General features: G+C 68.0%; 21 protein-coding genes. 8 read left to right on the top strand and 13 right to left on the bottom strand.

What is annotated here, in order from left to right:
• Positions 1–5 precede the first annotated feature (5 nt).
• On the top strand, positions 6–2,396 hold the full coding sequence (locus FFF93_RS13805; protein ID WP_138768411.1) for a hypothetical protein: 2,391 nt from the start codon (positions 6–8) through the stop codon (positions 2,394–2,396).
• Positions 2,397–2,700: 304 nt separating this feature from the next.
• Here FFF93_RS13805 and FFF93_RS13810 read toward each other — a convergent pair whose 3' ends face one another.
• The 3 genes from FFF93_RS13810 to pta form a co-directional block, all read right to left on the bottom strand.
• Complete coding sequence (locus tag FFF93_RS13810) at positions 2,701–3,273, bottom strand: GNAT family N-acetyltransferase (protein WP_138768410.1); 573 nt, start codon at positions 3,271–3,273, stop codon at positions 2,701–2,703.
• Between the two features lie 67 nt (positions 3,274–3,340).
• Complete coding sequence (locus tag FFF93_RS13815; protein ID WP_138768409.1) at positions 3,341–4,510, bottom strand: acetate kinase; 1,170 nt, start codon at positions 4,508–4,510, stop codon at positions 3,341–3,343.
• 9 nt (positions 4,511–4,519) lie between these two features.
• A complete protein-coding gene (gene pta / locus FFF93_RS13820; protein WP_261375145.1) occupies positions 4,520–6,658 on the bottom strand; it encodes a phosphate acetyltransferase in 2,139 nt (712 codons plus the stop codon).
• A 91-nt stretch (positions 6,659–6,749) separates the two neighbouring features.
• Here pta and FFF93_RS13825 point away from each other — a divergent pair, with 91 nt between their 5' ends.
• The 3 genes from FFF93_RS13825 to FFF93_RS13835 are packed head-to-tail and all read left to right on the top strand — an operon-like array spanning position 6,750 to position 9,284.
• A complete protein-coding gene (locus tag FFF93_RS13825) occupies positions 6,750–7,292 on the top strand; it encodes a hotdog fold thioesterase (RefSeq protein ID WP_138768407.1) in 543 nt (180 codons plus the stop codon).
• Positions 7,293–7,308: 16 nt separating this feature from the next.
• Positions 7,309–8,646: a phenylacetate--CoA ligase PaaK gene (paaK, locus tag FFF93_RS13830; RefSeq protein ID WP_138768406.1), complete on the top strand. Its 1,338-nt coding sequence runs from the start codon at positions 7,309–7,311 to the stop codon at positions 8,644–8,646.
• 32 nt (positions 8,647–8,678) lie between these two features.
• Positions 8,679–9,284, top strand: coding sequence for a TetR/AcrR family transcriptional regulator (locus tag FFF93_RS13835; protein WP_138768405.1), 606 nt, complete (start codon positions 8,679–8,681; stop codon positions 9,282–9,284).
• A gap of 29 nt (positions 9,285–9,313) precedes the next feature.
• Here FFF93_RS13835 and FFF93_RS13840 read toward each other — a convergent pair whose 3' ends face one another.
• Together FFF93_RS13840 and FFF93_RS13845 are read right to left on the bottom strand one after the other, a co-directional pair.
• Positions 9,314–9,655: a hypothetical protein gene (locus FFF93_RS13840; protein WP_138768404.1), complete on the bottom strand. Its 342-nt coding sequence runs from the start codon at positions 9,653–9,655 to the stop codon at positions 9,314–9,316.
• Positions 9,656–9,730: 75 nt separating this feature from the next.
• Positions 9,731–10,138, bottom strand: a complete 408-nt coding sequence (locus FFF93_RS13845) for a VOC family protein (protein WP_138768403.1) — start codon at positions 10,136–10,138, stop codon at positions 9,731–9,733.
• A 560-nt stretch (positions 10,139–10,698) separates the two neighbouring features.
• Here FFF93_RS13845 and FFF93_RS13850 point away from each other — a divergent pair.
• Positions 10,699–11,961: a heparan-alpha-glucosaminide N-acetyltransferase domain-containing protein gene (locus tag FFF93_RS13850; protein ID WP_138768402.1), complete on the top strand. Its 1,263-nt coding sequence runs from the start codon at positions 10,699–10,701 to the stop codon at positions 11,959–11,961.
• A gap of 15 nt (positions 11,962–11,976) precedes the next feature.
• Here FFF93_RS13850 and paaZ read toward each other — a convergent pair whose 3' ends face one another.
• Positions 11,977–14,088 carry a phenylacetic acid degradation bifunctional protein PaaZ gene (gene paaZ, locus FFF93_RS13855; RefSeq protein WP_138768401.1) on the bottom strand — a complete coding sequence of 704 codons (2,112 nt, stop codon included), beginning with the start codon at positions 14,086–14,088 and terminating at the stop codon, positions 11,977–11,979.
• Between the two features lie 160 nt (positions 14,089–14,248).
• Here paaZ and FFF93_RS13860 point away from each other — a divergent pair, with 160 nt between their 5' ends.
• A complete protein-coding gene (locus FFF93_RS13860; protein WP_138768400.1) occupies positions 14,249–14,665 on the top strand; it encodes a PaaI family thioesterase in 417 nt (138 codons plus the stop codon).
• A 9-nt stretch (positions 14,666–14,674) separates the two neighbouring features.
• Here FFF93_RS13860 and FFF93_RS13865 read toward each other — a convergent pair whose 3' ends face one another.
• The 6 genes from FFF93_RS13865 to FFF93_RS13890 all read right to left on the bottom strand — a co-directional run bounded on the left by FFF93_RS13865 (position 14,675) and on the right by FFF93_RS13890 (position 19,853).
• Positions 14,675–15,313 (bottom strand): tyrosine-protein phosphatase, encoded by a 639-nt coding sequence (locus FFF93_RS13865; protein ID WP_138768399.1) that lies wholly within the window; start codon positions 15,311–15,313, stop codon positions 14,675–14,677.
• A 119-nt stretch (positions 15,314–15,432) separates the two neighbouring features.
• Entirely contained in the window at positions 15,433–16,053 is a 621-nt protein-coding gene (locus FFF93_RS13870) for a GNAT family N-acetyltransferase (protein WP_138768398.1), read from the bottom strand.
• A gap of 100 nt (positions 16,054–16,153) precedes the next feature.
• Positions 16,154–17,026, bottom strand: a complete 873-nt coding sequence (locus FFF93_RS13875; protein WP_138768397.1) for a 3-hydroxyacyl-CoA dehydrogenase family protein — start codon at positions 17,024–17,026, stop codon at positions 16,154–16,156.
• A 2-nt stretch (positions 17,027–17,028) separates the two neighbouring features.
• The gene (locus FFF93_RS13880; protein WP_138768396.1) at positions 17,029–17,850 is read right to left on the bottom strand and encodes an enoyl-CoA hydratase/isomerase family protein; all 822 of its coding nucleotides are present in this window, start codon (positions 17,848–17,850) and stop codon (positions 17,029–17,031) included.
• Complete coding sequence (locus FFF93_RS13885) at positions 17,850–19,061, bottom strand: acetyl-CoA C-acyltransferase (RefSeq protein ID WP_138768395.1); 1,212 nt, start codon at positions 19,059–19,061, stop codon at positions 17,850–17,852. Before FFF93_RS13885 ends, FFF93_RS13880 begins: the two co-directional genes overlap by 1 nt.
• 123 nt (positions 19,062–19,184) lie before the next feature.
• On the bottom strand, positions 19,185–19,853 hold the full coding sequence (locus FFF93_RS13890) for a pentapeptide repeat-containing protein (protein WP_138768394.1): 669 nt from the start codon (positions 19,851–19,853) through the stop codon (positions 19,185–19,187).
• Between the two features lie 224 nt (positions 19,854–20,077).
• On the opposite strand from FFF93_RS13890, the gene FFF93_RS13895 reads away from it, so the two are divergent.
• Both FFF93_RS13895 and FFF93_RS13900 read left to right on the top strand, forming a co-directional pair.
• The gene (locus FFF93_RS13895) at positions 20,078–20,254 is read left to right on the top strand and encodes a CsbD family protein (RefSeq protein ID WP_138768393.1); all 177 of its coding nucleotides are present in this window, start codon (positions 20,078–20,080) and stop codon (positions 20,252–20,254) included.
• Positions 20,255–20,371: 117 nt separating this feature from the next.
• Positions 20,372–21,142: a dienelactone hydrolase family protein gene (locus FFF93_RS13900; protein WP_138768392.1), complete on the top strand. Its 771-nt coding sequence runs from the start codon at positions 20,372–20,374 to the stop codon at positions 21,140–21,142.
• A gap of 160 nt (positions 21,143–21,302) precedes the next feature.
• On the opposite strand, the gene FFF93_RS13905 is transcribed toward FFF93_RS13900, so the two are convergent.
• The gene (locus FFF93_RS13905) at positions 21,303–22,763 is read right to left on the bottom strand and encodes an amino acid permease (RefSeq protein ID WP_138768391.1); all 1,461 of its coding nucleotides are present in this window, start codon (positions 22,761–22,763) and stop codon (positions 21,303–21,305) included.
• Positions 22,764–22,870: the final 107 nt, after the last annotated feature.

The raw sequence follows: 22,870 nt of genomic DNA on the forward strand, positions 1-22,870 counted from the left end.
ACCAGATGACTACCTTGCAGGGCGGGCCGTCCGCACCGGACGGCCCGCCGGCCGCTGCCCACCACGGCACCCTGCCGCCACCGGCTTTGGCCGACGGTATCCAGCTTCTTGGCCAGACGAAAGGCTCCGGCTACAAGCAGGCGCCCTCGCTGGTCCGTCGGGCCGACGGTCAAACGATCCAGCTAACACGCCTGCTCTACCTGGTGTTGGAGGCCGTGGACGGGCGGCGCAGCCTTGACGAGATAGCGCAGCACGCGGGCAGCCAATCCGGGAAACCGGTCACTGCAGAAAATGTCCGTACCCTGATCGACACCCAACTTCTCCCCCTCGGTCTGCTGCGGCTGGCTGACGGCACGCAGCCGGAAGTCAAGAAGTCCAACCCGCTCCTGGGCATGCGGTTCCGCTACTCCGTCACGGACCCGGAGCGCACACGAAAACTCACCGCGCCGTTCGCCACGCTGTTCAACCCGCTGATTGTCGTCGCCGTGACAGCCGCCTTCCTCGCCACCTGCTGGTGGGTGCTGATGGTCAAGGGACTGGCCTCGGCCACCCATGAGGCCTTCGCCAACCCGGGCCTGGTGCTGCTAATCCTCCTGGTCACTGTGCTTTCCGCCGGCTTCCACGAATTCGGCCATGCCGCCGCTGCCCGGCGCGGGGGCGCCACGCCGGGGGCCATGGGCACCGGCCTGTATCTGATGTGGCCCGCGTTCTACACCGACGTCACCGATTCCTACCGGCTGGGCCGCGCCGGCCGGATCCGCACCGACCTGGGCGGCCTCTACTTCAACGCGATCGTCGCCGTGGCCATCATGGGTGTCTGGTGGGCCACCGGTTTCGACGCTCTGCTGCTGGTGGTGGTCACCCAGATCCTTCAGATGGTCCGGCAGCTGCTGCCGATGGTCCGCTTCGACGGCTACCATATCCTCGCCGACGCCACCGGTGTGCCGGACCTGTTCCAGCGGATCAAACCGACCCTGCTGGCGTTGATCCCCTGGCGCAAGACCGATCCCGAAGCCCAGCTCCTCAAGCCATGGGCCCGGGCCGTCGTCACCGCCTGGGTACTCGTCACAGTTCCGCTGCTGGTCTTCAGCCTCGTCACCATGGTCCTCACCCTGCCGCGGGTTCTTGGTACCGCCTGGGACAACGGATGGAAGCAGCAGGCCATGCTGTCGCACAGCGTGGCCGCCGGCGACGTTGCCGACGCCGCCGTGCGCGCGCTGGCCATCATCTGCATCGCCCTGCCCATCCTGGGCATCTTCTACATCCTGCTGCGCCTGATCCGGCAGCTCGTCACCGGCCTCTGGCAGCGGACCCGCGGCAAGGCGCTGCAGCGCGGGACGGCGATCGCCGCGATTGCCGCCCTCACCGCGGGACTGGCGTGGGCCTGGTGGCCCGGCGCGGAGAGCTACCGCCCGGTCCAACCCTACGAACGCGGCACCCTGGCCGACGTCACCACCGCCATCTTCCCCGCCGCCGCGGCCAAGGGAATGAAGCAGGGGCAGGCCGGCCGGACCGTGGCGCTCTGGCCTGCCGGCACGAAGAAGCCCACCCGCGAGGAACCGCAATTGAGCATGGTGCTGGTCCCCCGTTCGGCGCCAGCCCCGGCCACCGGAACCGGCACACCCACGAGCGCTGCGCCGTCGTGGGTGTTCCCCTTCGACAAACCGGCCGCACCCGAAGAAGGCGGTAACCAGTCGCTGGCTGTCAACACCAAAGACGGCTCGGTGGTCTACGACGTCGCCTTCGCCTTGGTCTGGGCAGAGGACGGGGACGACGTGCGCAACACCAACGAGGCTTACGCCTTCGCCAGCTGCAAGGACTGCGCCGCCGTCGCGGTCGGTTTCCAGGTGGTGCTGATTGTCGGGCAGGCGGACGTGGTCGTGCCGGAGAACCTCTCGGCCGCGGCCAACTACAACTGCCTCAGGTGCCTCACCTACGCCCTGGCCAGCCAGCTGGTACTCACCCTGGATGGCCCCCTGAGCCCGGACGGCATGACCAAGCTCCAGGCGCTATGGCAGCAGATCGCGGAGTACGGACGGACCCTGCGGAACGTCCCCCTCTCGGAGATCCAGGGGAAACTGGAGGGGTTCAAGGAACAGATCATGGAGCTCGTCCGGACCGACCCCAGCGCGTCCCCTGGTGGCACCGCGACGCCGACCACGCCGCCGGCTGCCTCACCGGGAGCCACTCAGTCCCCGTCGCCGGATGCCACGGTGCCGCCGTCGCCCGGTGAAACCATGGCCCCCGCGCCGAACCCCACCCTGGCGCCGGATCCCACGACGGCGCCGGACCCCAGCCAGTCTGCTGCCCCCACAGCCCCGGCCCCCGCGCCGAGTACTGGCGGGGAGACGGCCCCGCCGCCGCCTCCGGCGAGCACTGCCCCGCCCGCCCCGTAGGTCGTCGTCGGGAGCTGGCGGCCGCCGACTGCTTGTCGGCACCACAGGCCGGGCGCAGGTGCGTGGGCCGCGGAAGCACGAGGGTTCGCCAAGAATGGCCGCCACGGGTACCCCCATGGCGGCCATTCTTGGCGAAGCGGTGACCCCCGTGGCGCCCACCGCGGGTAGCCAACTCCTCCCGAACGCCAACGCTCCATCCCAGTTCATGGAAGCCCGAACCCTGGCCGGGTCCAGACGAGCCGCGGGATCACAGGGGCTGCAGAAGGCCGGACTCAGCGTGGATGGGAGCAACTGGGCGGGAGCGTCAGTCCGGCTGCCGGGCCCGCCATTCCTCCGCGAGCATGGCGTAGACGACCTCGGTCGCCCACTGGCCCTTGTAGTGCCACTTGTCCACCTGGGTCGATTCCAGGCGCATGCCCAAACGTTCACACAGGGCCGCGGAGGCCGTGTTGAGGGCGTCCAGCTTGGCGTCGATCCGGTGGAATCCGAGGTCCTCGAAGCCCAGCTTCAGCAGCGCCGCAGCGGCCTCGGATGCGATCCCCCTGCCGCGTGCTTCCGGCGCGAGGCTCCAGCCAATCTCGGCCTGGCCGCAGCCGGGCAGCCACTTGAGCACTACTTCGCCGAGCAGCCCGGGTGAGTCCGCGGCTTCGATGGCCAGGCAGATCCAGTCGCCCTCCTTTTCGAAGACGAAGTTGGCGTACTTTCCCACGGACTCCATGGACTTCGTGTAGCTCTTCGCCTCCCCGGGCAGGAACCGGGCGGTTTCGGGCAGCGAGTGGTAGGCGTGGTAGGCATCCAGGTCAGCGGCCTCGAAGCGGCGCAGCACCAGCCGCTGCGTGCGGACGGGCAGCAGGATTGGCAGGTTGAGTTCGGTCATGTCCCCAGCCTAGGACTCACACCGCCGTCGACTCCGTAGGTGCCGCTATGCGCCGCCAAGAGGGCTGTTACAGCGCAACCGATGACTGGGCGACGACGGCCGCCGTCGCCTCCGCGATCGCGCGCTCCTCGTCGGTCGGCACCACCAACACCGGCAGGGCGGAGTCCGGCGTCGAGATGACCCGGGGCTCCTTGGAGCGTTCGCGGTTCAGCCCGGCGTCGAGCTCCACGCCGAGCGCCCCCAGCCGTTCCGCGACCAGGCTGCGGAACTGGTGCGAGTTCTCGCCGATCCCCGCGGTGAACACGAGCGCCTTCGCCCCGCCGACGGCCACGTGGTAGCCGCCGATGTACTTCGACAGCCGGTAGGAGGCCACGGCGAGGGCCATCGCGGACCTGGCATCCCCGGCTTCGGCGGCCTCCACGACCGACCGCATGTCGTTGTTGCCCGCAAGGCCCTTGAGCCCGGACTGGCGGTTAAGCATGGAATCGATGTCCTCGGCGGACCAGCCGGCCCGGCCGAGGAACACCAGGATCGAGGGGTCCAGGTCGCCGGAGCGGGTGCCCATCACCAGGCCTTCGAGCGGGGTGAAGCCCATCGAGGTGTCGATCGACTTGCCACCGCGGATGGCCGTGACGGAGGCGCCGTTGCCCAGGTGGGCGATCACGGCGTCGAATTCCTCCACCGGCAGGTCCAGCAGCGCCGCGGCCCGGTGCGCCACGTATTCGTGCGAGGTGCCGTGGAAGCCGTAGCGCCGGATGCCGTGGTTGGTGTACAGCTCATCCGGCACCGCATAGCGCCAGGCGTGCTCGGGGAGGGTGCGGTGGAAAGCGGTGTCGAAGACGGCCACCTGCGGCAGCTCCGGCCACTTCTTCGCGATGGCGCGGATACCGAGCACGTTGGCAGGGTTATGCAGCGGCGCCAGCGGGTTCAGCCGTTCGATGGCGCGGGTGATCTCGTTGTTGACCAGCACCGGTTCGGAAAACCGCTCGCCACCATGCACCACACGGTGGCCCACGGCGTCCAGCGGGCGGTCGCCGAGGGCCCCGTGGATCTCCCCGTCCACCTGTTCCAGCGCCTCCGCGTGGTCGCGCGGGCCCTCGATCTCGCCGTCGCCGTCCCCGCCGTTGCCCATCCCGATCTTCTCGACCAGGCCCTCGGCGAGGACGCTGCCCGCCTCGACGTCGCGGACCTGGTACTTGAGCGAGGACGAGCCGGAGTTGATGACGAGCACGAGCATGGGGGCCTCCTAAGCCTTGGAGTCGACGGGCTGCACCGCGGCCTGCCCAGCAGGCGCGGCAGCCGGTTTGGCGGACTGCTGGAACGACTGGGCCTGGATCGCTGTGATGGCCACCGTGTTCAGGATGTCATCCACCGTGCAGCCGCGGGACAGGTCGTTGACCGGTTTGCGGAGCCCCTGGAGCACGGGCCCGACGGCGACCGCACCGGAGGACTGCTGGACCGCCTTGTAGGTGTTGTTGCCGGTGTTCAGGTCCGGGAAGATGAACACCGTCGCCTGGCCGGCCACGGACGAGCCGGGCATCTTGGACTCGGCGATAGCGGCGTCGACCGCGGCGTCGTACTGGATGGGGCCCTCCACCGCGAGGTCCGGGCGCCGCTGGCGGACCAGTTCGGTGGCCTGCCGGACCGCTTCCACTGCCTCGCCGGCGCCGGAACCGCCGGTGGAATACGACAGCATGGCAACACGCGGCTCGACGCCGAACTGGGCGGCGGTTTCCGCCGAGGCCAGCGCGATGTCCGCGAGCTGTTCGACATTGGGCTCCGGGTTGACGGCGCAGTCGCCGTAGACCAGCACCCGGTCCGGCATCAGCATCAGGAACACCGAGGAAACGATTTTCACGCCCTCGCGGGTCTTCACGAATTCCAGCGCCGGCCGGATGGTGTGCGCCGTGGTGTGCGCGGCGCCGGAAACCATGCCGTCCACCACGCCCAGCTGGACCATCATGGTGCCGAAGTAGCTCTCGTCCTGCATGACCTCGAGCGCCTTCGCCAGGTCCACGCCCTTGTGCGCCCGGAGCTCCGCGTACTTCTGCGCGAAACTCTGGCGCAGCTCGGACGTGGCCGGGTCCACGATGTGGATGCCGGCGAGGTCGATCCCCTGCGTGGCGGCCAGCTCGCGGACCTCGGCCTCGCGGCCCAGCACGGTGAGCTCACAGACGTCACGGCGGTGCAGGATCTCCGCGGCCCGCAGGATCCGGACGTCAGTGCCCTCCGGCAGGACGATGTGGCGGCGCTGCGAACGGGCCCGTTCGATCAGGTCATGCAGGAACCGCAGCGGCGTCATCCGCTCCGGCCGCGGCAGATGCAGCCGCTCCAGCAGTTCGGCCTCGTCCACCCGCTTAGCCCACAGACCCAGCGCGGAGGCCACCTTGCGGCGGTGGCCGGACCAGATTTCGCTCCGGACCTCGGAGACCCGTTTGGCGGTCACGTAGGTGTCGTCCGGGGCCGCGAAGATCGGGAACGGGGCCTGCGCCAGCAACGAGTAGATGGTGGGGTCCGGGGCCAGGCCGCCGGTCAGGATCAGCGCCGACGGGACCGGGAATTCCGGCGAGAACGAGGAGGCCAGGCAGGCCACCAGCACGTCCGCCCGGTCACCGGGAACGATCACCAACGCCCCGTCGTCGAGCACGTGCAGGAAGTTGGCCACGTTCATGGCGGCCACCTTGACCGAGTGCACGTCGCGTTCCAGGTCAGGCAGCCCGGCCACCTGGCCGATGCCGAGCGCGGCGGCAACCTCGCCCGTGGTGGGCCGGGCAATGTCCTCAAGCTCGGGGAAAACGTACACCGGGCGTCCCGAGGCGCCCGGGCGGACCGCCGCGGCGATGGCCTCCAGGTCCCCCGGATCGGCGCGGTTGACCATGATCGCCAGCAGGGAACAGCGCTCGGCGAGGAGTTCCTTCCGGGCCACCTCGACGGCGTCCGCGGTTTCCGCCACGGTCCGGCCCTTCGCCCCGACGACGGCGACCATCGGCGCCGCGAGGTTGTTGGCGAGCCGGGCGTTCAGGTCGAATTCGACGGCGGCGTCCTGGCCGGTCAGGTCCGTGCCCTCGATGATCACGACGTCGCAGTGCCGGGCCATCTCCGCGAAGATCTCGACGCAGCGGGAGTCGATTTCCTCGCGCTTCCCCTCCGCGAGCAATCCGCGGACCTCGGCGAACGTCAGGCCGCTGCGGCAACGGTCGTCGTCCAGGGCGAAGCGGGACTTCATCAGCGCGACCATCGGGTCCGCGTCGGCGCGGCCGTGGACCACGGGCTTGAAGAAACCGATGCGGTCCGCGTGCCGGTGCAGGGTATCCGCCAGGCCCAGGGCAATGAGCGACTTCCCGGATCCCGGCGTGGTCGCACTGACGTAGATTCCTTTGGCCATGTGTCCCAGCATACTTACCCCTCTTGACAGCGGGCACCCGAATGGGATTACCTAATGAACATTCGGTAAATAAAGCTGGAGGCAACGACGCATGGCTGAACTGACGATTTCCGGGCTCACACACCCCATCCTGAAAGACGACTACGCCTCCGAGTGGATGGGCATTGAGGTCCTGGCGCTCAGCGACGGCCACGCCACCATCCGGATGCCGCTCCGCCAGGAAATGCTCAACGGCTTCGGCATGGCCCACGGCGGAATGATCTTCGCCTTCGGCGACACTGCCTTCGCCCTCGCCTGCAACCCGGTGACGCCGGGACCCGGCGAAACCGGGATCGACACAGGCACCATCACCGTCGCTTCGGGCGTCGACATCAACTTCATCAAGCCTGCCTTCCGCGGCCAGATCCTGACCGCCGTCGCCAACCGCCGCGCCAGCACCGGCCGCAGCGGCCTGTACGACATCCAGATTTACGCCGCGGACCCGGGCACAGGCACTCCGACGACGGCGCCAGCCGGCTCGGCTTCCGTCCCCACGGCCCCCGGTGAACTGCCCGCCGACGTCGCCACCAACGCCGCAGCGTGGGAACTCGTCGCCGAGTTCCGCGGCCGCAGCCGCACCATCTCCAAGAAATAGAAACAGGGAACCCCAGATGACCACCCCCACCGCTGAATCTGCCCTCGCCGCCAGTGACGCCGTCCTGGACCGCGAAGAAACCATCTCCCGCGACGAGCTCGAAGCCTTGCAGCTCAGCCGCCTGCAGCACACCGTGGCGTACGCCTACGACCGCGTTCCCCTGTACAAGCGGAAGTTCGACGAGGCCGGCGTGCACCCCACGGACCTCCGCGAGCTCTCGGACCTGGGCAAGTTCCCCTTCACCACCAAGGAGGACCTGCGCCTGGAGTACCCCTTCGGCATGTTCGCCGTGCCGCAGCACGAGGTGGCCCGGATCCATGCCAGCTCCGGCACCACGGGCCGCGCCACCGTGGTCGGCTACACCAAGAAGGACCTCGCAGACTGGGCCAAGCTCGTGGCCCGCTCGCTGCGCGCCTCCGGCGTCCGGCCCGGGATGAAGGTCCACAACGCGTACGGCTATGGCCTGTTCACCGGTGGCATGGGCGCCCACGCCGGAGCCGAGGCCCTCGGCTGCACGGTCATCCCGATCTCCGGCGGGCAGACCGAACGCCAGATCACCCTGATCCAGGACTTCAAGCCGGACGCGATCCTGGCCACCCCGACCTACCTCCTGACCATCGCCGACGCGATGATGAAGCAGGGCATCGACCCGGCCTCCACCTCGCTCAAGTACGCCGTCCTCGGCGCCGAGCCCTGGACCGAGGAAATGCGGCACGAGCTCGAAGTCACCATGAACATCAAGGCCTGCGATATCTACGGGCTTTCCGAGGTCATGGGCCCGGGCGTTGCCGGCGAGGCCGTGGAAACCCAGGACGGCAGCCACATCTGGGAGGACCACTTCCGCCCCGAAATCATCGACGCCTTTGATCCCTCGGTGGTCCTGGGCGACGGTGAACCCGGCGAGCTGGTCTTCACCTCGCTCACCAAGGAAGCGCTGCCGATCATTCGCTACCGCACCAAGGACCTCACCCGGCTGCTGCCCGGCACCGCGCGCCCCGCGCACCGCCGCATGGGCCGCATCACCGGGCGCAGCGACGACATGATCATCCTGCGCGGCGTGAACCTGTTCCCCTCGCAGATCGAGGAGATCGCGTTGCGGATCCCGGAACTGAGCCCGCACTTCCAGCTGGAACTGACCCGCCCGGAGGGCCAGCGGATGGACCAGCTGACCGTCAAGATCGAACGCCGCGAGTCGGTCACGGTCGAGGGCAGCACGACGGCGGCGAAGGTGCTGCAGCAGCAGATCAAGATCCACGTCGGCTCCTCCTGCACCGTCGACGTCGTCGAACCGGGTTCGCTGGAACGTTCCAACGGCAAGCTGCGCCGGATCTACGACCTGCGCCCCAAGGCCTGACCCGACCGACCGTTCATGAGAAACTAACGAGTATGCCCAGCACAGTAAGCAGCACCAAGCGCGGCCGCCCCGGCTATGACCAGCAGTCGGTCCTGCTGATCGCCGTGGACGTCTTCAACCGCCACGGCTATGACGCCACGTCGATGGGCATCCTCGCCGAGAACCTGGGCATCTCCAAGTCCGCGATCTACCACCATGTGCCGTCCAAGGGCGACCTCCTGAAGCTCGCCCTCGACCACGCCCTGGGCGGTCTCGAAGCCATCCTGGACCAGCCGCAAGCCCAGACCGGCACCGCCGACGCCCGGCTGGAATTCGTGGTCCGGGAGACCATCTCGGTGCTGGTGGAGCGGCTGCCGTTCGTCACGCTGCTGCTCAGGCTGCGCGGCAACACCGAGATCGAACGGGACGCCCTGGCACGGCGGCGCACCTTCGACCACAAGGTCGCTGCCCTGATCTCCGCGGCCCGCGACGAGGGCTCGCTCCGCCAGGACATCGACCCCCGCACGGTCACCCGGCTGCTGTTCGGCACCATCAACTCGATCGTCGAATGGTACAAACCCGGCGGCTCGCTGTCCCCGAAGAAGCTGGCCGACGACGTCATCACCATGGCGTTCCAAGGCCTGCACGTCCCGGACTAGCCGGCCTCGGGATTAGGCCGCGGACGTCGTCACCCCGCTGTTCCGCCCTGGGCCGTCATGACCCACCCGAGGAAATACATCAAGGCCGCGGACAGGATCAGGGTGAACGCCGCGACCAGGAGGGAACGATCCCTCGCCCACAGCAGGGCTGCCCACAGCATCACCACGGTGGCCACCAGCAGGATCACCACGATGTCGTCGGAGGCTCCTGCCTGGAATACGGCCTGGCCCAGGACTAGGAGCACCCAGGCGGGCGACAGGACGGTGACATAGGCCATCGTCAGAGCCACCTTGCCCATTCGGGTGATCGGGAACCAGGCAACGCCGCGGCTCCCAGCTTTGGGCGCCGGTCCGGACGGGGAATGGCTCATGCTGGCGTCTCCCTCCGGCGGCCGGGAATCTGGTCCCAAGCTACACCCTGAGGCGGGACGCCAGCGGGCCGCCGCTCAGAGCTGGTAGTCGGCCGCCGTGGTGATGTTCTCGTGCACGCAGAGAATGTTGTGCTCGGTGTCCATAAACCAGGCGCACTTCTCCGAATCCGTGGTGCAAATATGGTTCTCGGTCTTGAGGCCGGGCAGATCGTAGTCCTGGAACATGACGCCCTTGGCTTCCATTTCCTTGACCGTGCGTTCGATCCCGCTGACTTCGAAACTCAGGGTGGTGTGCTCTGAATGCTTTCCATCCCGGACTGGCATCAGCTGCAGCATCGGGCCGCCGGCTGAGCCAAAGAGCTCGCTTCCATCGTCTGTCATTCCACGGTGAGGCAGGCCCAGGGTGTCCGCATAGAAGCGGTGGGCACGCTCTGCATCATCGACTGGCAGGACCGTTGTGGCTTTGCTTAAAACGAGGGTCATTTCGCCACCTCCTACGAGGAGAATTTTACGCCGCCGCGGAACCGAAAGAGCCGGCTCATGGAGACCGCGGCTTTGCACAGCCCGGCCACAGGAAGGCAACGGCTACGTCACAGCCGGCCGCCGGAGGATAGTGACCATCAGATGCCGCCGGACCGAATCGAGGGATTGACAGTGCGCACCTTGGAACACCGTCCCGCCGTCGCCTGCGATCGGCTGGAGACCGCGACGGCGGTGGACGTCCGCCCGTCCGCGGCCGGCCAAAGCGATCCCGGGCGGGACCTCTATGCGCAACGGTCACGGTACCTGGCGGGCCTCTGCATGCCCCCGGCTCCTCCATGGGAAGACCTGTCTGAACAGGTCAAGGACAGATGGCGGGGCCACGCTGCTGAGCTCGGGTGAGCCGGCGGGCGGCCCGGGCACGGCACGGGTCGGCCCACATTCACAGCAGATTCACAGCTTTACCCGGGGGCAGGCACAGGAGGGGTTGGTGAGCTTGGCCCCTGCATCGGGTAGCGGACACGATGCGCAGGTTTTGACTACACCTTTTTGGGAGTAGCTCTATGGATGCAACCGATCATTCCGGCATTGGCGAAGAGTTTTCCGGGCCCGGTCCCCGGCCCGTCCTGCCGGAGGGATCAGGCTCCGCGCCCCGGGCACCCGGCCGAAACCAACCCAAGCGACGCCTCATGGGCCTGGACGCCGTGCGTGGTTTCGCCCTGGTCGGAATGATGGGCGTGCATCTGCTTCCTGCCTGGACGGACAACTTCGAACCCACCGCAAGCTGGCTGCTCTTCGCCGGCAAATCCGCGGCACTGTTTGCGGTGCTGGCCGGCGTCGCGCTGGCCTTCAATTCCGGCGGGCGGAGGCCTATGCGTGGCCGCACCCTCACCGCGGCCCGGGCATCCCTCGCCGTCCGCGGGCTGCTGATCCTGGGACTCGGCCTGGCCATCGCGTACGTCGATATGCCCGCCTACATCATCCTGGCCTACTACGGGGCGATGTTCATTCTGGCGATCCCCCTGCTGGGGCTCTCCGTCCGCCCGGTGGCGTTCGCGGCCCTGGCCTTGGCACTCGCCGGACCCGTCATCATGCAGGCCGTGCGGGACGGGCTTCCCGAGCCGGGCTACGACCCCACGTTCGCCACGGCGTTGGCCGACCCGGGCGTGTTCTTCAGCCAGCTGCTGTTCACCGGCGTCTACCCTGCGCTGCCGTGGATGGCCTATATCTGCGCCGGACTGGCGGTGGGGCGCCTGAACCTCACGGATGCGGGGATCCAGCTCCGGCTGCTGACCGGAGGGGCGGCGCTGGCCGTGGGCGCGTGGCTGGCCTCAGTCCTTGCGCTGGGTCCCCTGGGCGGCCTGAAAGCGATCCAGGATGCAACCCCCGCGCTGTCCGCCGACGCCGTCAACGACGCGCTAATCTGGGGGCCGGATTCCAGCCTGCCGACGACGTCCTGGTGGTGGCTGACGATCGCGGCGCCGCATTCCAGCACACCCCTGGACATCCTTCTCACGATCGGAACATCCCTGGCCGCCATCGGCGCCGCGCTGCTGGCCGCCAACGTCATCCGCGGCGTCCTCACGCCCCTGGCCGCCGCCGGCAGCATGACCCTGACCTTGTATTCCGCCCACCTCTTGGTCCTTGCCACCGGGTTCCTCGCGGACCTGCCCTACGTTTCCTGGGGCATCCAAGTGGCGGTCGCCGTCGTTTTCGCCTTCCTCTGGAAGAGGTCACTGGGCCGGGGACCGCTGGAACGCGTCATTGCAGCCGCCACCCAAAGAACCCGCGACCATGTCTTGGCCTCGCGGCCACAACCCGCCTAAGGGAGTGTCGGAGGGTTACTTCTCGACGAGGGTGAGCACATCGTAGGTGGCCACGATTTCATCGTTCTGGTTGGTCAGGACGGCGTCCCAGGCCACCTCGCCGTACTCGTCCGTCTCACGCGGGGTGATCTTCTTGGCTGTCAGGGTGACCCGGATGGAGTCGCCGGCCGCAACGGGTGTGATGAAGCGCAGGTTCTCCAGGCCGTAGTTGGCCAGTACCGGGCCCGGCGCGGGCTCCACGAACAAGCCGGCGCCCCAGGCCAGGAGCAGGTAGCCGTGGGCGACGATGCCCGGGAAGAACGGGTTGGCCTCCGCGGCCTCCTGGTTGGTGTGGGCGTAGAAGGTGTCGCCGGTGGAATTGGCGAACTTGGTGATCTCCTCCAGCGAGACCTCGCGCAGCTCCGACCGGATGGCGTCGCCGATGTGCAGCGTGGCCAGGGACTTCCGGAACGGGTGCTGGCCCTCGGTGTCCAAGGTGAAGTTGCGGTCCGCTCCGGTGTGCCAGACGCCGGTGACGGCGGTCAGCATGTTCGGCGAGCCCTGGATGGCGGTGCGCTGCATGTGGTGCATGACCGAGCGGATGCCGCCCAGTTCCTCGCCGCCGCCGGCGCGGCCCGGGCCGCCGTGGACCAGGTGCGGGACCGGAGACCCGTGCCCGGTGGAGCTGCGGGCGTCCTCCCGGTTGAGCATGAGCACGCGTCCGTGGTGCGCTGCGATGCCGGTGACGAGTTCGCGGGCCACCTCCGGATCGTTGGTGCAGACCGAGGCGACCAGCGAGCCGCCCCCGCGGGCGGCGAGGCGGACGGCGTCGGCGAGGTCTGTGTAGCCGATCACCGAGGAGACCGGGCCGAAGGCCTCCAGCGAGTGGACCTCCTCGGCTTCCGGGTCGGCCCAGCTCAGTAGCACCGGCGACATGAACGCGCCGCCGTCGACGACGCCGACGCTCCCGTCCGCGCTGGTGACCTTCGGCGAATCGAGGGTGCCGTAGGCGAGCTCGCCGCCGGCGTCGAGCATGGACTGGACGGCTGCGCGCACGTCAGCGAGCTGCTCCAGCGAGGCGAGGGCGCCCATCGTGACACCTTCGGCACGCGGGTCACCCAGCACGACGCGTTCGGTGATCCGCTCCCCCACTGCGGCCACGACGTCGGACACCAGGTCCTGCGGCACGATCGCGCGGCGGATCGAGGTGCATTTCTGGCCGGCCTTGGCCGTCATCTCGGTGACGAGCGACTTGATGAAGGCATCGAATTCCGGGGTGCCCTTGACGGCGTCCGGGCCCAGGATGGCGGCGTTGAGGGAGTCGGTTTCGGAGGTGAAGCGGACGCCGCCCTTGACCACGTTGGGGTGGGACTTCAGCGTGTTGGCGGTGGAGGCCGAGCCGGTGAAGGCGACGAGGTCGCGGTAGTCGAGGTGGTCCAACAGGGTGCGGACCGAGCCGGAGACCAGCTGCAGCGAGCCCTTGGGCAGGATGCCGGATTCGTCGATCGCCTTCACCACGGCCGCGGCGACGTAGCCGGTAGGGGTGGCGGGCTTGACGATGGTGGGGACGCCGGCGATGAAGGCCGGGGCGAGCTTTTCGAGCATGCCCCAGACCGGGAAGTTGAAGGCGTTGATCTGCACGGCGACGCCGGGGATCCGGGTGTAGATGTGTTCGCCGGCGAAGGAACCGTCCTTGGACAGCACCTCCATGGGCCCGTCCACCACCACCTGGGCGTTGGGCAGTTCGCGGCGGCCCTTGGAGCCGAAGGTGAAGAGCACGCCGATGCCGCCGTCGATGTCGATCATCGAGTCGACCTTGGTGGCGCCGGTCTGCGCGGAGAGTGCGTAGAACTCCTCGCGGCGGCCGTTGAGGTACTGCGCGAGTTCCTTGAGCTTGAGGGCGCGCTGGTGGAAGGTCAGCTTGCCCAGTTCCGCCTGGCCGGTGGTGCGGCCGTAGTCCACGACGGCGGCGAGGTCCAGGCCCTCGGTGCTCACCCTGGCCAGGAGTTCACCGGTGCTGGCGTCCAGCACGGAGGCGGCTCCGGCGGCGGAGGCTACGTCCGGGGTCCACCACGAGTTCCGGATGAAGCTCGGGACAATCTCGACGGTGTCGACTGAGGGTTCCGGAGCTGTTGCAGTGGTGGTCATCGTTGACGGGTCCTTCCAACGCGGGGCAAGATCAACACGGCCAGCGCATTACTGACCGTCCGTTCGGTAATATGTCTACAGTACATGAATGAGCCCTGCGGCACACTAGTTGCGGCAGCACCGACCGGCCCGTGAGGGGCCCGAGCCCCGAGGAGACGCTATGACAACCGATTCCCGAGCCGCTGAGCCGTGGAAGATCACGCTTGGCGAACTTGACGAGAAAATGGGGGTCAAGATCGTGGAGCAGTCGGTGGACCGCGTCGTTGCCACCATGCCGGTGGAGGGCAACCGGCAGTCTTTCGGGCTCCTGCACGGCGGCGCCTCGCTCGCCGTAGGCGAGGCCGTGGGATCCTGGGCCGCCGTCATTCACGCCAGCACGCTGGGCAAGACGGCGGTGGGCGTGGATGTCTCGGCCACGCATCACAAATCGGCGCGTGAGGGGCTGATCACGATCACGGCGACCCCCATCCACTTGGGCGGCACGGTCACCACGCACGAGGTGTTGATCACCAACGAGGCCGGCGAGCGGCTGTGCACGCTGCGGATCACGAACCTGCTGCTGGACCGCAAGGGCTGACGCTGGCCCTTACCCGTCGGCCCGGGCGCCCAGCTTGTCCCGGAGGGCGGCGAGCTCCGCGACGCTCACCCCGTTGCGGCCCAGGAACTCCTCGGTTTTCACCTGCCGCACGAAGTGCAGGAGGCTTTCCCGGCGGCGGGTGATCAGCGTCGCGAGGACGTCCTCGGGCAGGTACCGCTCGTACGGATGCGGGGTGGCGGACACCCGGTGGTGTTCATTGATGCCCCGCATGGCGCGCTCGTAGGCTCCGGCAATGGCGTCATCCCCGGCTCCAGCGAGGTCCTGGAGCATGGCCGCGACCATGCCGCTGCGGTCCCGGCCGGCCGAGCAATGGAGCACGACGCCGCCTGGCGCAGCTGCCACGGCCTTGAACACCGCAGCTAGCTTGCCGGGGAAGATCCTGGCGTTGTCGGGATAGGACGCCGGGTCGTTCAAGTAGGGAACGCACAGCGCACGGAACTCGCTGTTGCCGGGATCCTCGGTGGGGGCATGCACGACGTCGAACGCCGCAAGGGTAGCGGCGCCGACCCGCGGATCGGTGTCGCGGCGGCGGATCTCCTCCGGGTTGCGGAGGTCGATCACGGTACGGATCCCGCCGTCGTACGCCTGCCGCCAGCCGGTCTCGGTGAGCCACTCCCGGCGCCCCATCCGGTAGACGCTGCCGGCAATGTGCCAGGCGTTGACGGCTCCGTCTCAGGCAATGGCGACGGGCGGGGCCGCGGCAGAAGACGTCATCCTGAAAGTCAAGCACACACGCCGTCTCCGCCCTAGCGCCGCTTCGCCAGCCGCGCTTCGAGTCCGCTGCGGACCATCGGCCACTCGTGTTCGAGGATTGAAAACACCACGGTATCGCGCAGGACGCCGTCGGCTGTCCGGGTGTGACTGCGCAGCACGCCGTCCTGTTTGGCGCCCAGCCGGGCGATCGCCTCGCGGGACTGGTGGTTGAGCCAGTGCGTGCGGAATTCGACGGCGGGGCAGCCCAGGGTTTCGAAGGCGTGCCGGAGCAGCAGCAGCTTGGAGTCAGGGTTGCTGCCGCTGCCGTGCGCGGAGGCGGCGTTCCAGGTGGAACCGATCTCCACCCGGGGCGTGGCGGCGTCGATGTTCATGTACGTGGTCATCCCGATCACCTTGCCCGGGGCGCCGGAGTCCGGGTCGAGCAGCCGGGTGGCGAACGGCAGCATCGAGCCGCTCTCCTGCAATGCCAGGCGTCGGTCGATCTCGGCGCCCATCGCCTCGGGCGCAGGGACCGAGGTGTACCAGAGCTTCCAGAGTTCGCCGTCCCGGACCGCTTCCACCAGGCCGTCATGGTGAGCGTGGCTCAAGGGTTCTAGGGCCACGTACCGGCCGGTGAGGGTGATCGGTTCGATGTGGCGCGGGGCGGTAGTCACCGCACCATCCTAGGCATGCCGGCAAGCGGCCAGGTGCCTGCCGTCACGGGTGTCAACCGAGCCGGGCGGATCCCCCAATGGACCTCCGCCCGGCTTCGGCTCAGGCGTTCCAGTCGAAGAAGCCCTTGCCGGTCTTGCGCCCGAGTTCGCCGCGGGCCACCTTGTCCCGCAGGATCTGCGGCGGGGCGAAGCGCTCACCCAGCGTGGAGGCCAGGTATTCGGCGATGCCGAGCCGGACGTCCAGGCCCACAATGTCGGTGGTGCGCAGCGGGCCGGTGGGGTGCTTGTATCCCAGGACCATGGCGTTGTCGATGTCCTCGGCCGAGGCAACGCCTTCTTCCACCATGCGCATCGCTTCGAGGGCAATCGCGACGCCCAGCCTCGAGGACGCGAAGCCGGGGGCGTCGTTGACGACGACGGCGGTCTTCCCCAGCGCTTCCACCCAGCCGCGGGCGGCCCGGGCGAGGGTCTCCGAGGTCTGCTCGCCGAGGACCACTTCGATCAGGGTGGACGCCGGGACGGGGTTGAAGAAGTGCAGGCCCAGGAAATTCTGCGGACGCTTCAGCTCGCGGGCCAGGCCGTTGACGGAGAGCGAGGAGGTGTTGGAGGCGAGGTACGCGTCCGCTGCGAGCCGTTCCTCGATCCCGCGCAGCGAGGCCACCTTCAGGTCCCAGTCCTCGGGCACGGCCTCGACGACGAGCTGCCGGTCCTTGAAGTCGTCGTAGTCCACGGTCACGGAGAGCCGGGAGACCATTTCGTCGAGGTTCCCGTCAATGGCGCCGCGCTCGATGCTCTTGGCTGCAGCGGACTCCACGCGCTCGCGGGCCGCCTCAGCGGACTCCTCGTCCCGCTCGACGACGAGGACATTGGCGCCGTTGATCAGGAACGCGTGGGCGATGCCCGCGCCCATGCGGCCGCCACCGAGAACTCCAATGGTGGCAGGCAGGTTCGCGGGGAGTACCGAGTTGCTCATATCTACTTCTTCCGGTCCGTGGTGTGGTCTGGTTCTGTGGCGGCCTTTTTGGCAGACTTTTTGGCAGCCTTCTTGTCCAGGAAGGCCTGCATACGGTCGAACTTCGCCTGCGATTCAAACAGGATGCCCTGCGCCAGCTGGTCGATCAGCGGGTGCGCCTCCGCCGGGGCGTGGAACACCGATTTGGTGATCCGCACCGCGAGCGGATCCTGCTGCGCGATCCGGTCCGCCAGCGCATGGGCGGCGTCCATCAGCTGCGCGGGGTCGTGGATCTCGGTGATGAGGCCAACCGCGAGCGCCCGGTCGGCGCGGAACACTGCTCCGGCCAGCAGGATTTCCTTGGCGACGGGCTCCCCTACCAGTTCCTTGAGGCGCCAGCTGGCCCCGGCGGCCGCCAGGATGCCGAGGCCCGTCTCTGGGTTGCCAATCCGGACCCCGGGCGTGCCGATCCGGAAGTCGGCCGCGTAGGCGAGCTCGGCGCCGCCGCCCAGGCAGAAGCCGTCGATGGCCGCGATGACGGGCATCGGCAGTTTGGCGACCCGGACGAAGATGGTCGAGTTGATGCCCTGCAGTGCGTCGTCGCGGCGGCGTTCGCGCAGCTGGGCGATGTCCGCGCCGGAGGCGAACACGCCCTCCGTGCCCGCCATTATCAGCAGCTTGGGGGTCTGCTCCAGGTACGCGCAGACCCGGTGGAGCTCGTCGACCATCTGCTGGTCGATGGCGTTGCGGACCTCGGGGCGGTTGAGCAGTACCACCACCCGGTCCTCGCGTTCCTCGACCCGGAGCGTCGCGAACCCTGCCGGGTCCAGGACCGGGGCCGCCATTAGACGCGCTCCAGCAGCATGGCCGTGCCCTGGCCCACGCCGATGCACATCGTGGCGAGTCCGATCTTGGCGTCTTCGCGTTCCATCCGGCCCAGCAGGGTGATGGCGATCCGGGATCCGGACGAGCCGAGCGGATGCCCCAGGGAGATCGCCCCGCCGTCGCGGTTCACAATCTCCGGGTCGAGACCAAGCCGGCGCATGGAGGCCAGCGACTGGGTGGCGAATGCCTCGTTGAGTTCGACGGCGCCAAGATCCCCCACGTTGAGCCCGGTCCGGGCGAGCACCTTTTGTGTGGCGGGGACCGGGCCAATGCCCATGATCTCGGGTTCACACCCGGCGGAGGCACCGTCGATGATGCGGGCCCGCGGGGTGAGGCCGAGCTTCTGGATGGCTGCTTCGGAGGCGACGATGATCGCCGAAGCGCCGTCGTTGAGGGTGGAGGAGTTGCCGGCGGTGACCACCGAGCCGCCGGCGACTACGGGGCGGAGGCCCGCGAGCACGTCCATGGTGGTGCCGGCACGGGGGCCCTCGTCGGTGTCCACGACCGTCTCGCCCTTGCGGGTCTTGACGGCCACGGGAACGATTTCCTCGGCGAAGCGGCCGGCGGCAATCGCGGCGAGGGAACGCTCGTGTGAGCGGACGGCGAACGCGTCGGCGTCCTCGCGGGAAATGCCGTCCACGCGGGCGACTTCCTCGGCCGTCTCCGGCATGGAGTAGGTCATTTTGCCGTCGCGGGAGAGTTCGCCCTTCTGGAACAGCGGGTTGGCGAAGCGCCAACCGATGGAGGTATCGAAGATCTGGCCCGGCTTGGCGAAGGCGGTTTGCGGCTTTTCCTGCACCCAGGGGGCGCGGCTCATGGATTCGACGCCGCCGGCGATCACGATGTCCGCGGCGCCGGATTTGATCATCTGGCTGGCCATGATGATGGCGCTCAGGCCGGAGGCGCAGAGCCGGTTGACCGTGATACCGGGGATGTGGAGCGGGAGGCCGGCCAGGATGGTGGCCATCCGGGCGACGTTGCGGTTTTCCTCGCCGGCGCCGTTAGCGTTGCCGAGGATGACCTCGTCGATGGCGTCCGGGTCGACTCCGGCGCGGGCCACGGCTTCACGGACCACCAGCGCCGCCAGGTCGTCGGGACGGACAGCGGAGAGGGCCCCACCGTACCGTCCCACGGGAGTGCGGGCACCGCCAACAAGAAAAGCCTCGACCATGAGAACATCCTTCACCAAGGGAGCAGGGCCGGCAGCAGGGTAAATTACCGACCGTTCGTTCTATAAAGATTACACGGCGGGGCAAGGGGGTCAACCGGAGGCGCCCGGATGACGCGCGGCGGCTCAGGCCACCGTGATGCCCAGGTGGCCCGCCAGCAGGGGCGCCAGCAGGGTCAGCTGGTAGTCGTCGACGACGAGACCCGCAAGGCTGCCGAGGCCGCTGAGCGAGCGGAAGTCGGTGCCGCGCAGGTCGAAGTCCTTGAGCTGGGCGCCAGTGAAGTCCAGGCTTCCGACCGTGCAGTTCTTCAGTGCCATCCGGGTGGCCGTGCAGGAGCCCAGGTCCAGTTCGTTGATGATGCAGTCACTGATCTGGACGTCCACGAGCTTGGAACCGCGGAGGTTGAGGTAGTCCAGCTTGCCGCCGTCGATCCGCACGGACTGCCAGCCGCTTTCATACAGTTCCGCCGACCCCCAGCGGGGATTGCGGATTTCGACGTCGCGCAGGCTCGAGCGTGCGGCCATGAACACCGGAGCGTAGACCTCGGCCAGGACGCAGTCGCGGAAGCTGGCGCCGCGCAGCTGGGTCTCGTTGAACGAGACGCCGTCGAACTCGCATTCGGCAAACTCCGTGCCGCTGAGTTCCAGCCCGTCCGCAGCCGCCCGGCTGTACTGGACGCCGTCGTAGCGCTCGCCGCGGCGGAACGCGGGGGCAGGGTCCCGCACGAGGTCCGCCAGTTGGACCGGCGTGAGGCGCGGTGCGGCCACCCTGTGCCCGTCCGAAGCCCGCGCCATCAGCGGGACTCCGCCCTGGCCGCGGTCTCGGCGGCGTCTGGAGCGGGGGTGGTCTTGAAGTTCATGGGTTCGAGCCTAGCCCGGGGCGCCGGAAACCCGCATAGCAGGCCCGCGGTGCAGGGCGAATGAATTGAATCGGCGAAGCCACTTGAATTAGTAAGCATGCTTCGTGTTATGGTGAAAGTGCGTTGAATTTCAACCGGAAACGAAAGGTGAAACACACCATGGGTATCGGAGACAAGATTCAGAACGAAGCGGAGCACCTCGGCGGCAAGGCCAAGGAAGCTACCGGTAACGCCACGGACAATGACCGCCTGAAGGCCGAAGGCCAGAAGGACCAGGTCGTAGCTGACGCGAAGAAGGTCGGCGAAAACGTCAAGGACGCGGTCAAGCGGGACTAGTCCTTAGAGTCGACGGCGTCGGACATTCCTTTGGGGGATGTCCGGCGCCGTTTTTTGTGCCCGGATGCAAGACTGTCCCAACGGAACATCCGTCTCCAGCACGACACAGGAGTGCACATGGCCAGGAATCCCGCCGACCGGCCCCAAGCGCCGGACATGCATCTACACAACCTCGATCTCAGTGCGGCCAGCAGCGCGGCCGGCGGATCGCCCCAACTCCGCGGCTACCTGGCGGAGCCGGAAGGGGAGGGACCATTCCCGGCCGTGCTGATGGTCCATGAAGCCTTCGGCCTCGACGACATCACCGTCCGGCACGCTGAGCGGCTGGCAGCCGCGGGATATCTGGTCCTTGCAGTGGATCTGTACAGTGACGGCGGCGCGCGCCGGTGCCTCGTGTCGACCATGCGCTCCCTCGCGGCCGGGCAGGGGCGTGCGTTTACCGACCTGGCGACCGCCCGGCAGTGGCTGCTGGACTCAGGCCGCACGACGGGAAAGATCGGGGTAATCGGTTTTTGCATGGGCGGCAGCTTTGCCCTGCTGATGGCCAACGACGGCTTCGACGCCGCGGCGGTGAATTACGGAAGGCTGCCGAAGGACCCGGAAACGGAGCTCGCCGGTGCCTGCCCCATCGTGGCCAACTTCGGAGCGAGGGACCGGACCCTTCCTGGGGCTGCGGCACGGCTGACCGCCGCGCTCGAGTCCCTCGGCGTCGAGCACGACATCAAGGAATTCGAAACGGCGGGGCACGCGTTCCTCAACGACGCGGAGGCCGGGCCCAGGCCACTGCGCCCGCTGTTCCGGGTGCTAGGCATCGGGCCCGACCCGCAGTCCGCCCCCGAGGCCTGGCGCCGGATCGAAGACCATTTCGCCCGGTACTTGAAGGACTGACTCCCGCAAACCGGCCACGGCGGCGACGGTCACCTCCCTGCCCAGGTCCCGCGCGAACGTACACTTGAGGCCCCGAATCGCTGCGGATTCGGGGCCTCAAGTGTACGTTCGCGCCACCAGGGGGGTGGAAAGCCGACCGTGGTGATTCAGGACGGTTGTGCTAGCTGAAGAGCTCGCTCTTGGGCTCGTTGTTCTTGACCTTCTGCCAGCCGAGCCAGAGCACCACCGCGAAGAACGGAATGGTCGCCAGGGTCCACAGGCCCAGCGGGAAGACCTCGCCGGACTTGCTGGTCATGGTGTCGAACCCGATCAGCACGGTGATCGCCAGCAGCGCCACCAGGCCGGCCCAGCTGGTCCACGGGGAGCCCGGCATGGGCAGGGACGAGGCCTTGCCCTTGGTCTTCCGCAGGGCGATCTGGCTGGCGAAGATGGAGCCCCAGGTGAAGATCACGCCGATCGAGGCCGTATTCAGCGCCAGGTCGAACGCGTGCGAGCCGCCCAGCCAGATGTTCAGCAGGATGCCCACGAGGTACACCGCACCGATCGCCAGGATGGCGGCGTAGGGCACGTGGCTCTTGGACATCCGGGTCAGCCACTGCGGGGCGTGGCCGTTGTTGGCCATGGTGCGGAAGATCCGGCCGATCGAGTACAGGCCCGAGTTACTGGAGGACAGGGCCGCGGTGATAACGATCATGTTCATCACGTCGCCCATCCACGGCAGGCCCATTTGGCCAAAGACGGTCACGAACGGCGATTCGCCGGCCTTGTACTGGTCCGAGGGCAGCAGCATGGCCAACAGGGTCACGGAGCCGACGTAGAACACGACGATGCGGATCACGACGGCGCGGATCGCCTTCGGAACCTCTTTGGCCGGGTCCTCCATCTCGCCGGCGGTGATGCCCACCAGTTCGATGGCGTTGTAGGCGAAGATCACGGCGTTGAGCACCAGGATCATCACGAGGGCGCCCTTGGGGAACATGCCGCCGTCGGCTGCGAAGAGGTTGTTCACCGACGCGTGGCCGGCGCCGACCTTGGCGTTGGTGACCACCATAAAGGTGCCCACGGCCAGGAAAATCAGGATGGCCGCGACCTTGAGGACCGAGGCCCAGAACTCGAATTCACCGAACGCCTTGACGCTCAGCAGGTTCACCCCGACGAGGAGCAGCAGCGCCGCGATGGCGGTCAGTTCCACCGGGACGTTGGGGAAGAAGAACTGGAAGTACAGCCCGATCGCGATCAGCTCCGCGATGCCGGTCATGGCCCAGTTGATGAAGTACATCCAGCCGGAGAGGTACGCGCCCTTCTTGCCGAACATCTCGCCGGCGTAGCTGACGAACGAGCCGGAGGTCTGGCGGTACATGATGAGTTCGCCCAGCGCACGCATCAGCAGGTACGCGATGACGCCGGCGATGGCGTACGAGAAGATCAGCGCGGGGCCGGTGGAGGCCAGCCGTCCGCCGGCACCCATAAAGAGGCCGACGCCGATGGCGCCGCCCATGGCGATCATCGTGACCTGGCGGCCGCTCAGGGACTTCTTGTATCCCTCGGCACTGAGGGTGGAGTCGACGACGGCGGAGGGCGCCGTCGTGCTCTGGGTTTCTGTGGAAGTACTTTGTGGCACAACTGTTCCTTGTGGGTCGGGGTGTCGCCGGGACGGGCAGGCGGGCCGGGGCGCGCCAAATCAAGGGGTAAGCCCGGGGTGTGGGGTCAGCGGTGGTACCGGAGACC

Origin of the sequence: Arthrobacter sp. KBS0702, assembly GCF_005937985.2 — a bacterium.
Taxonomy (GTDB): domain Bacteria; phylum Actinomycetota; class Actinomycetes; order Actinomycetales; family Micrococcaceae; genus Arthrobacter.

What these genes read in the sequence shown, in the direction of transcription:
- FFF93_RS13895 (WP_138768393.1), top strand. Translation starts at nt 20,078, where the DNA reads ATGGGTATCGGAGACAAGATTCAGAACGAAGCGGAGCACCTCGGCGGC.
- FFF93_RS13850 (WP_138768402.1), top strand. Translation starts at nt 10,699, where the DNA reads ATGGATGCAACCGATCATTCCGGCATTGGCGAAGAGTTTTCCGGGCCC.
- FFF93_RS13890 (WP_138768394.1), bottom strand. Translation starts at nt 19,853, where the DNA reads ATGGCGCGGGCTTCGGACGGGCACAGGGTGGCCGCACCGCGCCTCACG.
- FFF93_RS13845 (WP_138768403.1), bottom strand. Translation starts at nt 10,138, where the DNA reads ATGACCCTCGTTTTAAGCAAAGCCACAACGGTCCTGCCAGTCGATGAT.
- FFF93_RS13860 (WP_138768400.1), top strand. Translation starts at nt 14,249, where the DNA reads ATGACAACCGATTCCCGAGCCGCTGAGCCGTGGAAGATCACGCTTGGC.
- FFF93_RS13875 (WP_138768397.1), bottom strand. Translation starts at nt 17,026, where the DNA reads ATGAGCAACTCGGTACTCCCCGCGAACCTGCCTGCCACCATTGGAGTT.
- FFF93_RS13825 (WP_138768407.1), top strand. Translation starts at nt 6,750, where the DNA reads ATGGCTGAACTGACGATTTCCGGGCTCACACACCCCATCCTGAAAGAC.
- FFF93_RS13835 (WP_138768405.1), top strand. Translation starts at nt 8,679, where the DNA reads ATGCCCAGCACAGTAAGCAGCACCAAGCGCGGCCGCCCCGGCTATGAC.
- FFF93_RS13885 (WP_138768395.1), bottom strand. Translation starts at nt 19,061, where the DNA reads ATGGTCGAGGCTTTTCTTGTTGGCGGTGCCCGCACTCCCGTGGGACGG.
- FFF93_RS13865 (WP_138768399.1), bottom strand. Translation starts at nt 15,313, where the DNA reads ATGGGGCGCCGGGAGTGGCTCACCGAGACCGGCTGGCGGCAGGCGTAC.
- FFF93_RS13810 (WP_138768410.1), bottom strand. Translation starts at nt 3,273, where the DNA reads ATGACCGAACTCAACCTGCCAATCCTGCTGCCCGTCCGCACGCAGCGG.
- pta (WP_261375145.1), bottom strand. Translation starts at nt 6,658, where the DNA reads ATGGCCAAAGGAATCTACGTCAGTGCGACCACGCCGGGATCCGGGAAG.
- paaZ (WP_138768401.1), bottom strand. Translation starts at nt 14,088, where the DNA reads ATGACCACCACTGCAACAGCTCCGGAACCCTCAGTCGACACCGTCGAG.
- FFF93_RS13805 (WP_138768411.1), top strand. Translation starts at nt 6, where the DNA reads ATGACTACCTTGCAGGGCGGGCCGTCCGCACCGGACGGCCCGCCGGCC.
- paaK (WP_138768406.1), top strand. Translation starts at nt 7,309, where the DNA reads ATGACCACCCCCACCGCTGAATCTGCCCTCGCCGCCAGTGACGCCGTC.
- FFF93_RS13840 (WP_138768404.1), bottom strand. Translation starts at nt 9,655, where the DNA reads ATGAGCCATTCCCCGTCCGGACCGGCGCCCAAAGCTGGGAGCCGCGGC.
- FFF93_RS13815 (WP_138768409.1), bottom strand. Translation starts at nt 4,510, where the DNA reads ATGCTCGTGCTCGTCATCAACTCCGGCTCGTCCTCGCTCAAGTACCAG.
- FFF93_RS13900 (WP_138768392.1), top strand. Translation starts at nt 20,372, where the DNA reads ATGGCCAGGAATCCCGCCGACCGGCCCCAAGCGCCGGACATGCATCTA.
- FFF93_RS13880 (WP_138768396.1), bottom strand. Translation starts at nt 17,850, where the DNA reads ATGGCGGCCCCGGTCCTGGACCCGGCAGGGTTCGCGACGCTCCGGGTC.